We start from the raw sequence: 15,002 nt of genomic DNA, 5'->3' as shown, positions 1-15,002 counted from the left end.
TTCCTTCTTCATTTTACAGATTAATTCCAAAATATACCTTTGTTACACATATGAATAAAATGTATGTACTATGACAATTACAGTTGAAAAATGATAAATTCCGACAAAACTTAGCAATTTTATAAAATTTTCTTTACATTATGATTACAACGATAGACACCCCTCTTCTTATGATATATAACATTCATAGGGAAAGGAGTCAGACAACAATGAAAAAGAAATTTGCAGCGTTTAGTGTTTTAGCAGCAGGAACGATTTTTGCTTCCCCGTTACTTTCACCTGCATACGCTGAAACGAATCAAGATAAATTATCTAACATTCAATCTGAATTAGAAGGCAAACAAAGTGACTTACAAAATAAATCAGTCGAGAAAGAACAAATAGAAAAAGAAATTCAAGAATTACAGAAGAAAATTGATGAATTAACTACTTCTATTAATAAAAACGAGACTGAATTAAATGATACAAAAAAAGAAATTAGCAAAACACAACAAGTAATTACTGACAAAAAGAAACATATAGAACAATTACAAACAAACATAGATACACGTCAGGAAGTTATTAAACAACGGTTACAATCTATGCAAGAAAAACCGCGTACCAATATCATTACAGAAGTATTAACAAACTCTACAAACATTGCTGATCTTGTTGATAATATGTACTCCGTAAGTTTAATATTAAACAACGATACAGATATTGTAAAAAAACAAACATCTGATCAAAATGCTGTAACGTCAGAAAAAGAGGCTGTTGAGAAAAAAGAACAACAACTGAAAGAATCTGAACAAAAACTAGAACAAAAACAGCAAGAATTACAAAATAACCAACAGCAGCAGCAAACTCTTATTAACGATCTACATACGAAAGTAGCAAAAGTAGATTCAGAGATTGAAGGATTAGAAGAATCCAAAGGCATTTTAGAAAATCAACGTCAAGCTGTTCAAAAAGCAATTGAAGAAGAAAAACGTGCCGAAGAAGCTCGTAAAGCGGAAGAAGCTCGCCAGGCAGAAGAGGCTCGCAAACAACAAGCTACTAAATCTGCTCAAGCAACTCAAGCGGCCCCAACACCACATGATACAAATATCGGTGGCTTTATCAAACCAGCAGCTGGATCAAAAACTTCCGGATTTGGTGTACGTTCTTTAGATAACCATAAAGGAATTGACATCGCTGCTTCGGGAACGGTTCCAATTATCGCCGCTGCAGATGGCGTTGTTATTCGTTCAGAATTATCATCTAGTTACGGAAACGTAGTGTATTTATCTCACCGTATAAACGGAAAAACATATACGACAGTATATGCTCATATGAATAGCCGTTCTGTATCGAATGGACAAACTGTAAAACAAGGCGATCAGCTTGGATTTATGGGGAACACGGGCCAATCATACGGACAACATTTACACTTCGAACTTCATCTTGGAGAATGGAATGTCGGCAAGACAAACGCAGTTGACCCATCTCCTTATATCGGATTATAAAAAACCTCGGTGCCTACCGAGGTTTTTTATTTACACTTCACACAATATAGGCATTCTACATAGACTATAACTAAATGCCTATAGTTTACGGGGTGATCAATATGAATACGCAATTACAACAAAAAATAGAAGAAGCTAGAGAGACGTATATTGGCCGGATATTTACATTTGGCGGCTCAGTATTATTTTTAATCGGTTCATTCCTTGCAGTCACTACAGCCTATAAAGCATATAATCGTTTATTACACTCATCAACATCCACATAAAAAAAGACGGGAGATCCCCGCCTTTTTTTATGCAAACATTTTAAATACACCTATCGCATTTAAAAATACAATTATTACAGTTACCGGAATAACATAACGAAGTAAGAAGAACCAAATGTTAAATAACGTTTTCCCCTTCGTTTCCGTCACTTCTAATTCTTTCATCAATAACTCTTTACTCATTTTATTTGGTACAAATAATGAAATAGCTAGTACTCCTAACGGCAGCAATACGTTACTGACCGAAAAGTCGACTAAATCAAAGAATGTTTTCCCAAATATTTTCACGTCACTCATAATCCCAAATGATAACGCCGATGGAATACCGACTGCAAAAATAAGAATACCAATTAATAATGATGCTGATGGACGCTTCTTCTCATTACCTTTCGCAACAGATGCTACTACAATTTCAAGCATTGAAATTGCTGATGTTAAAGTCGCAAAGAAGAATAAAATTAAAAACATAATAAAGAAAAATTGACCAAATGGTATTTTTGCAAATACTGCTGGAAGGACGATAAACAGTAGTCCCGGTCCTTCAGTCGGTTTAACTCCCAACGCAAAAATCGCTGGGAAAATTGCTAATCCTGCAAGTACTGTAACAAAAACCGTTAAACTTACAATAGATGTTGCTGATTTCGCTAAATGTTCTTCTTTCTTTAAATACGAACTATACGTTACCATTACCGAGGCACCTACAGTTAGCGAGAAGAAAGATTGTCCCATCGCATATAAAATCGTATCTGCTGTAAGCTTTGAAAAATCTGGCTTTAAGAAGAACTCTACTCCAGCAAAAGCACCATCGAGTGTTAGCGCACGAACAATAATCGCAATAAATAAAATAAATAATAGCGGCATCATGTACTTACTTGCCTTTTCTATACCTTTCTCTACACCTTTACTTACAACAAAAATCGTACAAAGCATAAAGATAAATTGTGCTCCAATCGCGCTTAATGGATTTGAAATCGTTTCACCGAACAATTGTCCATAATCAGCTGCTCCATTCCAGAAACTTCCTGTCACACTATAATATAAATAAAGTAAAATCCATCCACCTACAACACTATAAAAAGATAGTACACTAAAACAAGTAACAACTCCCATACGACCAATCCAAGGATATAATTTGCTATTTGGCACTAGTACTTTATAAGCTGTAACCGCCTCTTTTTGCGTGCTACGTCCAATAACAAACTCCGCTATTAGAAGAGGCATACCTATAAATAAAGTTAATAGTAAAAATACAAGGAAGAATGCGCCTCCCCCGCCATTACCTGCAACATATGGAAATTTCCATATCGCACCAAGACCTACTGCGGCTCCGGCTGCTGCGAGTACAAAGCCTATTTTCGACGTCCATTGCTGTGTTTCTTTCATCATAAATTCTCCTTTTCTGAATATTTAAATTTTTGTTAATTATACACTTTCATTTCATACTCGCACACCTCCTTTAGAAAATAAAAAAGTCCCCTACACGCAAATATGCATGTAGAGGACGATATATGTAATATAAATACCGTGGTACCACCTCAATTGGATTGATAAATCCCACTTGTTCAAGTACAGGAATAATTCCGATACTCTATCCTTTTAACGGCGGAACCCGGGTTGCCTACTACAATGTTCAACATACCTCTCGCAAGCCCATTCTGTATATTTTATCGTACCGGGCTCCCACCTAACCCCAGCTCTCTGAACGCATCAAATATACGTACTCTTCTTGCTCATCGATTTTATCTATTGAAGTTACTTGTGATTATAAATTATATTTTTATATTTGTAAAGCTCACTTTATCTTTTATTATTTTAAAATCTTTTCCTCTAATTCTCGTAAAAAACTTTCTCTTTTCCCCTCGTTTTGCACATATACTGATTTTAACACTTCTTGGAGCAATATATTTCGTGCCCTCTTTTCTAACTGTAAATCTTTTAACTTCAACCTTACTTCATATAAAAAATCTAAATACGATTCATATGTCTCATCATATTTATTTGCAATATCATCTCGAATTTTTTTTGCGAGCTTAGGGCTCGCTCCCCCAGTAGAAACTGCTATATTAAGTAAACCACGATGAATTGCTGCCGGAAAATGAACATTACCACTTTCCGGATTTGTAATAACATTTACTAATTGATTCTCGGCGGCATCTTCAGCAACTTGTTCATTTAATATTGAATCACTACTCGCTGCAACAACTAAAAAAGCACTTTTAATATCACTTTTCTCATATTCTCTTTGATACCAACGAATTTTCTTTTCTTCCACAAGTTTTACTAAATTCGCATCTAATTCTGGACTTATCACAACTATATCCGCACCCTGTTTGAGTAAAGGAATAATTTTAAATCCTGCAACTTTTCCCCCACCAATAACAACAACGCGTTTCTCATTAACTCGCACTGTAAGTGGATACATACTGATCTCCTTTCAATAACTCCGTCGTTTTCTGAATTAACATATCTTGAAACGCTTCATTCTTCCCTAAATATGGACTGATTTTTATCTCTCCCAATTCATATTGGCGCACTTCTTTCTCAATATGTTTCATAAGTAAACCTGTAAATAACAAGTAAGGCAGTACAACGATGTTCTTTTCTTTTTGTTCTACAACTTCCTTTAACTTCTCCTCAAATTTTGGCTCTGCAGCCGCTAAATAACAAACTTCTACTTTTTTAACCTTCTCTTTTGTTTGAAATAAAGAAGCAATCCAGTTTATATCTCTTAATACTTCAGGATCACTGCTCCCTCTTGCAACAAGAAGTAACGTCACTTCATTTTTATCTTCCTGTTCGATGCCACTTCCGCTATACACCGATTTAACAAGTGTTTTTGATACACCAAACGGATTACCATAGGTCACTTTAACATCCGAAAATTGATTAGTTAACTTTTCCAATTCAAAAGGGATATCTTTTTTTACATGCCCTGCCGCTAATAAAAAAACAGGGATAGCAATAATCTCAGTGGCCCCACGCTTCACACATGTACGAAAACCATCTTCAATAGAAGGATTCGCTAACTCTAAAAAACAAACTTCTTGAATAGTCGCTTCTATACGGCTCATACACGATGTAATAAATTGAATCGCCTCTTCTTTCGCTGTCTTCAAACGACTTCCATGACATATATATAAGACGGCTTTCATTTTACAACACTCCACTTACTTGATAAGCATTTTCTGTCTGCTTCTCAAACCAATGAATTTTTTCTCTAAAACGGACAACCTCTCCAATTACAATCATACTCGGATTTTGAATTTGCTCTTTTTTCGCAACATCTACAATTGTCCCTAACGTTCCAACAACTGTGCGTTGCATAGACGTCGTCCCCTGCTCAATAATAGCAGCTGGCGTACTTTTATCTTTTCCATGCTTCATAAGTTGCTCACATATGTAGGGCAAATTACTAACCCCCATATATACCGCTAAAGTCTCTACACCTTTCGCTAAACTCTCCCATTTCACTTCTTCTTCAGCACCTTCTTTCCTATGCCCAGTCACAATAGCAAAACTTGCACTTGCATCACGGTGCGTCACTGGAATGCCCGCATAAGCAGGAGCAGCTATTCCAGCTGAAATACCAGGAATGATTTCAAATGGTACACCTTGCTTTGCTAATGCTTCAGCTTCTTCTCCCCCTCTACCAAACACAAATGGATCGCCGCCCTTAAGCCTCGTTACAACTTTTCCTTTTTTCGCATACTTAATAAGAAACGTGTTAATTGTCTCTTGCTTCATCGTGTGATAATTCGGGAGTTTTCCACAATAAATTAAATCCGCGTCAGGCTTTGCGTGTGAAAGCAGCTCTTTATTCACAAGTCGGTCGTATAAAATAACATCTGCCTTCTCAATACATTTCAACCCTTTAACAGTAATTAAATCTGGATCGCCAGGACCCGCTCCAACAATATAAACCTTTCCCATCATCTCTCCTCATTTCTTCTATTAAAATGAAACTTCCATTCGTATATAAGAATGGAAGTTTTTATTTTTTCGTATTACTGATCTCTACTCATGAATAACAAATGCCGCACCTTTTCGAATCTTCTTTTTTTCAAACAAAGAAATCTCTTTTACCTCTGGCAACGGTAAAAAATGCTTTTCAAGCTCAATCTCCGCAAGCTTAAATGCCTGTTCTTCACTTTGAGCAATAACAACTATCGGAACAATATCACTCACTAATACAGCTTCAAATCGATATAAATCCATATCGTCCCTCCTAAGACGCTATGACTTCTTCTAACACGTTATTTAACGCTATTTGTAATGTATCTACACCAACACGACCTACAAAATCATAAAATGTCTCGGCTGGTAATTTATTCTCTTTGAAATAACTTATAAATGATGCGAGTACATCAGGTAGATCCTCGCCATCTATTTTTCCTTTTAACTTTTGATTGTAGGCACCGCCATCTAACAATGTTCCACCTACGTATATTTCAAACGCTTCAACAATGCCTTTTTCCTTCGTTTTCATTTTCACCCCTTGTAACCCAATGTCAGCAATTTGACGTTGACCACATGAATTCGGGCAGCCTACCATATGAATTCGAACTGGAACATCGAGTGCAATTTGTGTATCTAAGTATTCTGCAATTTTTCGTAATCTTTCTTTCGTTTCTACTAGTGCAAGATTACAATATTCAATACCGGTACATGAAACCGCATGACCAATAAATGATTTCGGGCTAGCAGATATCGCTTCAAACAGCGGTTCACTAAGTAATCCTTTTACATTTTCCGGAGGAACGTTCGGAATAATGAAGTTTTGCGAGTTACATGTACGAATTTGTCCATTTCCATATTGCTTTGCGATTCTTGCAACCTCAAACATTTCTTCTGCATGTAAACGACCTACCGGTACATTAAAACCTACATATTTTAATCCCTTTTGTTTTTGGTCTTGAACACCATAAAAATAGCCTGCATTCCATCCTTTGAGTGCACTTTCCCCTTTACTTTGTAAAGGCCCTGTATACTCTATTAGTTTCTCTTTAAATTTCTCTGCTCCCCAGTCCGCAATAAGAAATTTCAAACGCGCTAAATGACGTTTCTCACGATATCCAAAATCACGGAATATAGTAGCAATTGCAATCGCCACCGCCTTCACTTCTTCTGGTAAAACGAATACATCTAATTCCTCAGCTAAATACGGACGGGCTGATAATCCTCCACCTACTTTTATATGAAAACCAACTTTTTTCTCACCATCTATTTCTTTCGTAGCAGGTGTAAATGCAACACAGTTAATCTCTGCGTTTGCTGAATTATAAATATTAGAACTAATAGACATTTTAAATTTACGTGGCAAGTTAGAAAACTCTTCATTATGTTGGAAGTAATCATATACTTCTTTTACAATATGCGTTGTATCAAATAGTTCATTTGCATCAATGCCAGCAAGCGGATTACCTGTAATATTCCGCGTTATATCACCACAAGCCCCCGCTGAAGATAACCCAACTCTTGCTAACCTTTTAAAAATATCTGGAATTTGCTGAATTTCTAACCAGTGAAACTGAATCGCCTGTCTCGTCGTAATATCTATTACATCACGTCCATAATCTTCAGCGATAGAAGCAAGTACTTCTGCCTGTGCATTTGTAATAATCCCTGACGGAATATTTACCCGCATCATAAAATAACCAGCTTCTTTCGGTCTTTGTAAATACAAGCCTGCCCATTTAAAGGCATCCCACTCTTCTTTCGGAATAGATTCGAAACCATTTTCCGCATAGTAAGGAATATCATTAAAAATTTCTAAGCCATCTTTTTCTAATTTATTTTTCTCGGTCTGATTTAATTTTTCATTGTTAGCCCATACTTTTTCATAACTCATTGTTTATCCCCCTATATAAAACTACGCTCTTGTAAGTACTTCACGATTTGTTCTGCACATTCTTCAATAGAATATTTGTGCGTTTCTACAATTAATTCCGCTTGCTCTGGCTCTTCATAAGGCGAATCAATACCTGTGAAATCCTTAATATCACCTTTTCTTGCCTTTTTATAAAGTCCTTTCGGATCACGTTTCTCACACTCTTCAATCGGACACTTCACAAAAATTTCAATAAATTCATCTGCCGCTAATAAATCTCTTACTTGTTTGCGGTCTACTCGAAATGGTGAAATAAATGCTGTAAGGACAACTGCTCCTTGATCTACAAATAACTTTGCCACTTCGCCAATACGTCTTATATTTTCCATGCGATCACTTTCAGAAAATCCTAAGTCTTTATTTAAACCGTGGCGAATGTTATCCCCATCCAGCACATAATTTCCAATATTCTTTTCAAACAGTTTACGAGCGACCGCATTCGCTACTGTAGATTTACCCGAAGCTGATAAACCAGTAAACCAAATTACAAAACTATGATGTCCATTCTTCACTCTTCTCTCATCTTTTGAAACCGAAGCTGTATGCCAAGTAATATTCGTATCCATCTCGTTCTCTCCCTATTCTGTTACTACTTCTTTTTTCAAGCCTTTAATTAGCACTTCCACTACTTCTTTACGACTAAATGTACTTGGCGGAATCTCACCGTTTCTTAATAATTCTCTTACTTTCGTACCCGATAAAATAACATGATCTTCTTTTCCGTGCGGACATGTTTTCGTTGAAGCCATCGCTTCACATTTGGTGCAGTAAAAACTATGTTCAAAGAATAGTGGTGTAATTCCTAACTCTTCTATCGTAAAATTTGTGAAGATTTCTTGCGCTTCATACGTTCCGTAATAATCTCCTACTCCAGCATGATCACGCCCTACTATAAAGTGGGTACATCCAAAATTCTTTCTTACTAACGCATGAAATATCGCTTCCCTTGGTCCTGCGTAACGCATGGCAGCAGGAAATACACTTAAAAAGACACGATTTTTCGGATAATATTTTTGAAGAAGTACTTCATAGCTTTCCATTCTTACATCAGCAGGAATATCATCCGATTTCGTTTCTCCGACGAGCGGATTTAAAAAGAGACCATCTACAATTTCAAGAGCAGATTTTTGAATATACTCATGGGCACGATGTACCGGGTTTCTCGTTTGAAATCCGACCACTGTTTTCCACCCACGTTTTTTAAATGCTTCCCTCGTTTCAATTGGGTCTAAATGATAAGAAGGAAATTGATTATTTTCAAAGCGTTTTGTTAGAATAATAGTTCCTCCAACGTAAACGTTTGGTCGTTCATATAATTTTTTCACTCCTGGATGAGCCTCATCCGTTGTTTTATATACAAGTAACGCTTCTTTTTCTTTATCTGGTACAAAAATATCTTCTATTTGAATGACACCGTATATATTTCCATTGTTGACAAGCTTTACTTCCTCTCCAACCTTCAGGCTTTCTGCGACTTTTTCTGTTACCGGTAATGTAATCGGTATACTCCACACACTACCATTTGCTAAACGAAGCGTTTCTACGACTGAATCATAATCTTCCTTCCCTAAAAAACCAGTAAGGGGGCTATATCCACCTGTCGCCAATAGTTCTAAATCACTTAACGCAATATTGTCTAATTTAATTTCTTTTTCAATTTGTGATACGTCATATGTCTCATCTATACGGTTTACTAATTCGTTTACTATGCTCATTTTTCTATATCCTCTCTTAGCTTTATTTCAAGATTCATCTTATTGGTAATGAAGACCACATTCGGTTTTCACTTTCCCAGCCCATCTACCATCTCTTGAATCGCCACCATCCCCTACAGGTAACGTACATTTCTCACACCCAATACTTGGATAGCCAACATCATGCAACGGGTTATACGGCAAGCTATGTTTGTATACATATCGCCAAACTTCTTTCCACGTCCAATGAATGAGTGGACAAACTTTAATAGATTGAAAACGATGATCTTGATTTATAAACTTTGTATGCTTACGTGTTTCTGATTGTTCCCTTCTTAAGCCCGATATCCACGCTTTTTCCGCTGCTAATGATTTTTCTAACGGTAAAATTTTTCTAATCTTACAACAAAGATTCGGATTACTTTCCCATAATTTCTCACCATGCAACTTCTCTTGTTCATCAAGCGTAAGTTCCGGTTGTTTTTCTATAATATTTAATGAAGGAAATCGCCTCCGCACTTTTTGAATTAATTCATATGTTTCTTGAAAATGAACATTTGTATCTAAAAATACAACTTTAGCAGATGGATTTACTTGGTTTATAAGGTGCAGCAATACCATACCTTCCACCCCAAAGCTACATGCGTAGACGATTTCATCTTTATATTCTTTATAAGCCCACTTTAATACTGATAGCGCGCCTTTTGTTTCATCTTCTTCCGAAAACGAAACAACATTTTCTTCCCACGTTTCATACGTCAACATGTTTTTTCCCCCTGTAAAAGCAAAAAGACGGTTTTAACCTAATGAAAATAGGTTAAAACCGCCTCTAGTTTTTCTAGTCAGCGCTTTTCACTTTAAACGTACCTTTTCACTTTTCTCTAACTGAATTACTTTTCCATCTTGCACAACAATTGTAATTGAACCATATTTCATATCAGCAAGCATCGCTTCAATCTTCTCGGATACTTCATCAAAATGTTCCCGTACACCCACGCGAACAGCCCCCCTTTTTATTCATAAAAAAAATCTTTCCCATTTCGAAAAGACTGTTCGGTAATATATTTTACCTTATCTTTCAAAATGGATTCCATTTTGCTGGATTTAGCACCTTGCTTTCTATAAGCAGGTTGCCGAGCTTCTTCGGGCCAGTTCCCTCCGCTTCTCTTGATAAGCTTTGTATTTGTATTTTATCATAATTCTGATTTTTTTCAATCCTAGTTTTCCGATATATTTTAATTATTTTATTTTTACAAAAAAGGAATTGCCCATCCGAACAACCCCTTTTTCTATTTAGACAAGCTCTTTAATACGTATGCGATCGTTCCCAATAATATTTTCATATGTTTCGCGTTCCACAACTACTTGCGATGTTCCGCCTTTTGCAAAGACAACGGCTGGTCTTCGAATCCGATTGTAATTATTCGCCATCGAGTACCCGTATGCTCCTGTACAGGAAACTGCTAGTAAATCAGAAGAAGCGACTTTTGGTAAATGAATATCCCAAATCAACATGTCTCCACTCTCACAGCATTTCCCGGCAATCGAAACGAGTTCCTCATTCTCATCATTCCCTCGATTCGCTAACATCGCTTCATAACGCGCGCTATATAAAGCAGGTCTTAAATTATCTGTCATTCCACCATCGACTGATACATATTTCCGAATACCAGGAATATCTTTCACAGATCCAACTGTATAAATTGTTGTCCCAGCATCACCTACAATGCTACGTCCTGGTTCAATCCATATTTCTGGCAATGGATATTCACATACAGTAAATTGTTCTCTCACTGCACTTGTTACAGCTCGCACATATGTCTCAAGAGTTAATGGTGTATCTGACTCTGTGTAGCGTATTCCAAATCCCCCGCCTACATTTAACACTTTTACTACATAGTTTGTTTGCTCTCTCACTTCTACTAAAAATTGGCGAAGAACTTCAATCGCTCGAACAAAACCAGCTGTTTCAAATATTTGCGATCCAATATGTGAATGGATCCCTAGCACATTATAATTGGATTTTTGTAAAGCAAATCTAATTGCCTGCATCGCTTGACCGTTTGAAACGCCAAATCCAAATTTCGAATCATCTTGGCCTGTCGTAATATATTCATGTGTGTGCGCCTCTACTCCAGGCGTTACACGAATTAATATGTTCACAAACTTTCCATGTTGCATCGCTAAATCGTGTAAAACTTCTAATTCAAAGAAATTATCTACGACAAAACAACCGATATTCGCCTGAAGAGCCATCACTATTTCTTCTTCTGTTTTATTATTTCCATGAAAATGAATACGTGATGCCGGAAATCCTGCTTGGAGCGCAGTATATAATTCTCCCCCAGAGACAACGTCTAATGACATATTCTCTTCACGAGCTACTCGGCACATCTCCATGCACAAGAACGCCTTGCTTGCATATGCTACTTGATAAGAGAAACCACTTTCTTTAAAAGCACGATGAAATGCTCGGCATTTTCCTCGGATAGACTCTTCATCGTATACATAAAGTGGTGTTCCGTATTGCTTTGCTAGCTGCGTCGTATCGCACCCTCCAATTTCTAAGTGTCCTTGCCCATTAATTCGGCTTGTGCCGTGTAAATACATTTAAATTCCTCCCTTATTTCCTCTAAAACTCATAACCCCAATCTTCTATTCATTGCAGCACGCTTTTAGATAGACAAAAAACGCGCGGAACAATGTTCACACGCGTTTCTTATTAGGAAAAATATATATTGAAAAAATAAACGAGTTGTTATCTCCTCAAAATAAGAAACCGCATCAACATCTCCAAATAGCTCTCCATAAAATAAATCTTATGACAGTACTACATTTATTCAATGCAGTCCCAATATATGAATAAGATGGTTATTCTTATATTTCGGCAATAGTCCCTTTCAACCTATGATCACAGATTCCATTAAATCTCCCATAGCTTACTCTTTCCTATCGCGGCCTCTACCTTTGAGAGTAGATGAGGTAAGTCTATTTAATTTTCAAACATCTAATTGTTGCTATTAACAATACCAAAGGACCATTTTATTTGTCAAACAATTTTTTATATTGTTTTTTTACAGTTTAGTTTTGTATCGTTTGGTAAGCGCTTTACTGAAATCTTTGTCACTTCCCATTCGCCTTCTTCGTTATTAAATGTAATCGTTACCTTCTCAAATGGTGGAGCAATTTTCCCAGCAACACGTTCATACTTTGTCACTTCAATACTTGCTTGAAATAAATATGTACCGCTATACACTTTTTTTAAACTAATAATTTTAGGACATTGATAAGGTTTCAAACTTCCATATTGTTTTTCAATTGCTTTATTTATTTTTGGAAATAAAACAGAATAAAGTGCATCTTCCATAAGAGGTGCATCATATTGGGCTACCGACACACTCGGTGAAGTAAAAAGTATAACACTACTGCATGCTATAAAATATAATAATTTTCGCATTATAACCTCCGTATTATCACGCGATTCTTTCTGCGTACAATAATTATCATACATAGAAATTCTGTTTTATTGTCTCCCACCACTCTTTTTCTACTCGATTATTATAAAAAAGCCCACAACCTTCTTTTATTTTCGTATAATGATACTCATAGTATAATAATCATAATAACAAAGGACTGTTCGTATATATAAAATGAGTCGTTAAGCAAACTGACTCTCAAGAACTGTCATGCTTTTTAGGAGAGGAGTATATTATGCTACAACATCTGTTTCCAAAACTGCGATTTGCACTCGTTGCAGTCGTTTTACTATGGATTAAAACATATATTGTGTACAAGCTAGCATTTGATATTAAAATTGATAATTTCTTTGAAGAATTCATGCTTTTTATCAATCCACTAGCTGCGTTACTTTTATTTTTCGGCTTAGCTTTACTTGCATCTAAGCACCGAAACCGAATTATAATTGGAATCAGTTTTATACTGTCATTTATTTTATTTGGAAACGCAATGTTTTATGGGTTCTATAACGATTTCGTTACTTTCCCAGTTTTATTCCAAACAAACAATATGGCTGATTTAGGGACAAGTATAAAAGAACTCTTTACGTACAAAACATTACTTTTATTTGCAGATGCAATTATTTTAATGTTTATTTCGCGTAAATTCCCATCATTTGGCGACAAAACACCACTTTCCCGCTCAGAGAAGCGAACTTTCTTTAGCGGTGTAACAGCTTTATTAGCACTACAAATTGTTGTATCAGTTATTTATAAACCACAAATGTTCTCACGCTCATTTGACCGTCAAACTGTCGTGAAGAATTTAGGTTTATACACATATCATCTATTTGATATTACGCTTCAATCCAAGTCCTCAGCTGAGCGTGTATTTGCAAGTGGGGATGGGTTTTCTGAAATTAAAAACTATACAGACTCAAAAGACAAACAAGTTGATAAAAACTTATTTGGAGCTGCAAAAGGTAAAAATGTAATTTTAATTTCAATGGAATCTACACAAAGCTTTGTTATTAATAAAAAAATAAATGGAAAAGAAATTACACCATTTTTAAATGAATTTATTAAGGATAGTTTCTATTTCGATAACTTCTATCATCAAACTGGACAAGGTAAAACTTCTGATGCTGAATTTATCGTTGAAAACTCACTTTATCCGCTAGATCGTGGTTCTGTATTCTTTACTCATGCAACAAATGAATACACAGCGACACCAGAACAATTAAAGAAATACGGATATTCTTCTGCCGTCTTCCATTCAAATGATAAAACGTTTTGGAATCGGGATGTAATGTATCCTGCGCTTGGATATGATCGTTACTTTAATTTAAATGATTACGCAGGAACGGAGCAAATGTCTGTCGGTTGGGGATTAAAAGATAAAGAGTTCTTTGAACAATCTATTCCAAAGTTAAAATCTTTACCGCAACCGTTCTATACAAAATTTATTACATTAACAAATCATTTTCCATTTCTTCTAAATCCGGAAGATCAATATGTTGATGAATACAACTCGGAAAGTGGTGTTGTAAACCGCTACTTCCCAACTGTTCGTTACACAGATGAAGCTCTTAAATTATTTATTAAACAATTAAAAGAAGAAGGATTGTATGATAATTCCGTTATTGTCATCTATGGTGATCATTACGGTATTTCCGAAAACCATAACGCAGCTATGGCACAGTTCCTAGGAAAAGATACTATTACACCATTCGATTCTATGCAATTACAACGAGTCCCTCTTATTATTCATGTGCCTGGTCAAGAAGGAAAAGTTGTTTCTAAAGTATCCGGTCAAATTGATATTAAGCCAACGCTCCTTCATTTACTTGGTATTAAAACAAATAAATCCGTTGAATTTGGAACTGACTTATTTATTAAAGAGAAAGACCCGCTTATGGTAATGCGTGATGGTAGCTTTGTTTCTGAAGAGTATGTTTATACAAAAAATATGTGCTACAAAAGAAGTACGGGTGAAGAAGCTGACATGACGCTATGTCAGCCGTATATTGAAAAAGCAAAAACAGAATTAAAACTCTCCGATAAATTAATTTATGGAGATTTATTACGCTTCGATCCTAATAATCGATATAAAACTGGAACGATGACAACGAAATTTGAATAGTAAAGGAAGCAACTTTATACAAGTTGCTTCCTCTTTTTATTTTCACTTAATTTTCAAACCATCCTTCTATGAA

General features: G+C 35.9%; 15 protein-coding genes, 2 riboswitches and 1 other annotated feature. Of the genes, 3 read left to right on the top strand and 12 right to left on the bottom strand.

Features of this window, described 5'->3' with window-relative positions; all coding sequences use genetic code 11:
* Positions 1–209 precede the first annotated feature (209 nt).
* Both AC22L0_RS03605 and AC22L0_RS03600 read left to right on the top strand, forming a co-directional pair.
* The gene (locus AC22L0_RS03605) at positions 210–1,484 is read left to right on the top strand and encodes a murein hydrolase activator EnvC family protein (RefSeq protein WP_000726071.1); all 1,275 of its coding nucleotides are present in this window, start codon (positions 210–212) and stop codon (positions 1,482–1,484) included.
* Between the two features lie 101 nt (positions 1,485–1,585).
* The gene (locus tag AC22L0_RS03600) at positions 1,586–1,750 is read left to right on the top strand and encodes a hypothetical protein (protein ID WP_001096002.1); all 165 of its coding nucleotides are present in this window, start codon (positions 1,586–1,588) and stop codon (positions 1,748–1,750) included.
* Positions 1,751–1,777: 27 nt separating this feature from the next.
* Here the strand turns inward: AC22L0_RS03600 and AC22L0_RS03595 are convergent, their stop codons facing one another.
* The 12 genes from AC22L0_RS03595 to AC22L0_RS03540 all read right to left on the bottom strand — a co-directional run bounded on the left by AC22L0_RS03595 (position 1,778) and on the right by AC22L0_RS03540 (position 12,788).
* Positions 1,778–3,133, bottom strand: a complete 1,356-nt coding sequence (locus tag AC22L0_RS03595) for a sodium-dependent transporter (RefSeq protein ID WP_000665430.1) — start codon at positions 3,131–3,133, stop codon at positions 1,778–1,780.
* A 111-nt stretch (positions 3,134–3,244) separates the two neighbouring features.
* Positions 3,245–3,493 (bottom strand) — a binding site (T-box leader).
* A gap of 64 nt (positions 3,494–3,557) precedes the next feature.
* Positions 3,558–4,172 carry an NAD(P)-binding protein gene (locus AC22L0_RS03590; RefSeq protein ID WP_000283354.1) on the bottom strand — a complete coding sequence of 205 codons (615 nt, stop codon included), beginning with the start codon at positions 4,170–4,172 and terminating at the stop codon, positions 3,558–3,560.
* On the bottom strand, positions 4,147–4,902 hold the full coding sequence (locus AC22L0_RS03585; protein ID WP_053512841.1) for a sirohydrochlorin chelatase: 756 nt from the start codon (positions 4,900–4,902) through the stop codon (positions 4,147–4,149). The genes AC22L0_RS03590 and AC22L0_RS03585 overlap by 26 nt, the downstream gene beginning before the upstream one ends.
* 1 nt (position 4,903) lies before the next feature.
* Positions 4,904–5,680: a uroporphyrinogen-III C-methyltransferase gene (cobA, locus tag AC22L0_RS03580; RefSeq protein ID WP_000521255.1), complete on the bottom strand. Its 777-nt coding sequence runs from the start codon at positions 5,678–5,680 to the stop codon at positions 4,904–4,906.
* Between the two features lie 84 nt (positions 5,681–5,764).
* Complete coding sequence (locus AC22L0_RS03575) at positions 5,765–5,965, bottom strand: DUF3906 family protein (RefSeq protein ID WP_487272145.1); 201 nt, start codon at positions 5,963–5,965, stop codon at positions 5,765–5,767.
* Between the two features lie 10 nt (positions 5,966–5,975).
* A complete protein-coding gene (locus tag AC22L0_RS03570) occupies positions 5,976–7,598 on the bottom strand; it encodes a nitrite/sulfite reductase (RefSeq protein WP_098450684.1) in 1,623 nt (540 codons plus the stop codon).
* Positions 7,599–7,609: 11 nt separating this feature from the next.
* Positions 7,610–8,203 carry an adenylyl-sulfate kinase gene (gene cysC, locus AC22L0_RS03565; protein WP_000380499.1) on the bottom strand — a complete coding sequence of 198 codons (594 nt, stop codon included), beginning with the start codon at positions 8,201–8,203 and terminating at the stop codon, positions 7,610–7,612.
* 12 nt (positions 8,204–8,215) lie between these two features.
* Positions 8,216–9,352: a sulfate adenylyltransferase gene (gene sat, locus AC22L0_RS03560; RefSeq protein WP_000029494.1), complete on the bottom strand. Its 1,137-nt coding sequence runs from the start codon at positions 9,350–9,352 to the stop codon at positions 8,216–8,218.
* Between the two features lie 39 nt (positions 9,353–9,391).
* The gene (locus AC22L0_RS03555; protein ID WP_000959013.1) at positions 9,392–10,096 is read right to left on the bottom strand and encodes a phosphoadenylyl-sulfate reductase; all 705 of its coding nucleotides are present in this window, start codon (positions 10,094–10,096) and stop codon (positions 9,392–9,394) included.
* Positions 10,097–10,183: 87 nt separating this feature from the next.
* Complete coding sequence (locus tag AC22L0_RS03550; protein WP_000538896.1) at positions 10,184–10,327, bottom strand: YezD family protein; 144 nt, start codon at positions 10,325–10,327, stop codon at positions 10,184–10,186.
* 72 nt (positions 10,328–10,399) lie between these two features.
* Positions 10,400–10,508, bottom strand: a riboswitch (SAM riboswitch).
* 116 nt (positions 10,509–10,624) lie between these two features.
* Positions 10,625–11,941, bottom strand: a complete 1,317-nt coding sequence (lysA, locus tag AC22L0_RS03545; RefSeq protein ID WP_000280649.1) for a diaminopimelate decarboxylase — start codon at positions 11,939–11,941, stop codon at positions 10,625–10,627.
* A gap of 180 nt (positions 11,942–12,121) precedes the next feature.
* A riboswitch (Lysine riboswitch) is annotated at positions 12,122–12,303 on the bottom strand.
* 89 nt (positions 12,304–12,392) lie between these two features.
* A complete protein-coding gene (locus AC22L0_RS03540; RefSeq protein ID WP_001228823.1) occupies positions 12,393–12,788 on the bottom strand; it encodes a DUF3888 domain-containing protein in 396 nt (131 codons plus the stop codon).
* Between the two features lie 254 nt (positions 12,789–13,042).
* Here AC22L0_RS03540 and AC22L0_RS03535 point away from each other — a divergent pair, with 254 nt between their 5' ends.
* Positions 13,043–14,929: an LTA synthase family protein gene (locus AC22L0_RS03535; protein WP_487272144.1), complete on the top strand. Its 1,887-nt coding sequence runs from the start codon at positions 13,043–13,045 to the stop codon at positions 14,927–14,929.
* Positions 14,930–15,002 lie beyond the last annotated feature (73 nt).

Source organism: Bacillus sp. LQ01 (genome assembly GCF_057624735.1).
Note: the sequence above shows the minus strand (reverse complement) of the source record. Positions and strands in the feature narration are given on the sequence as shown.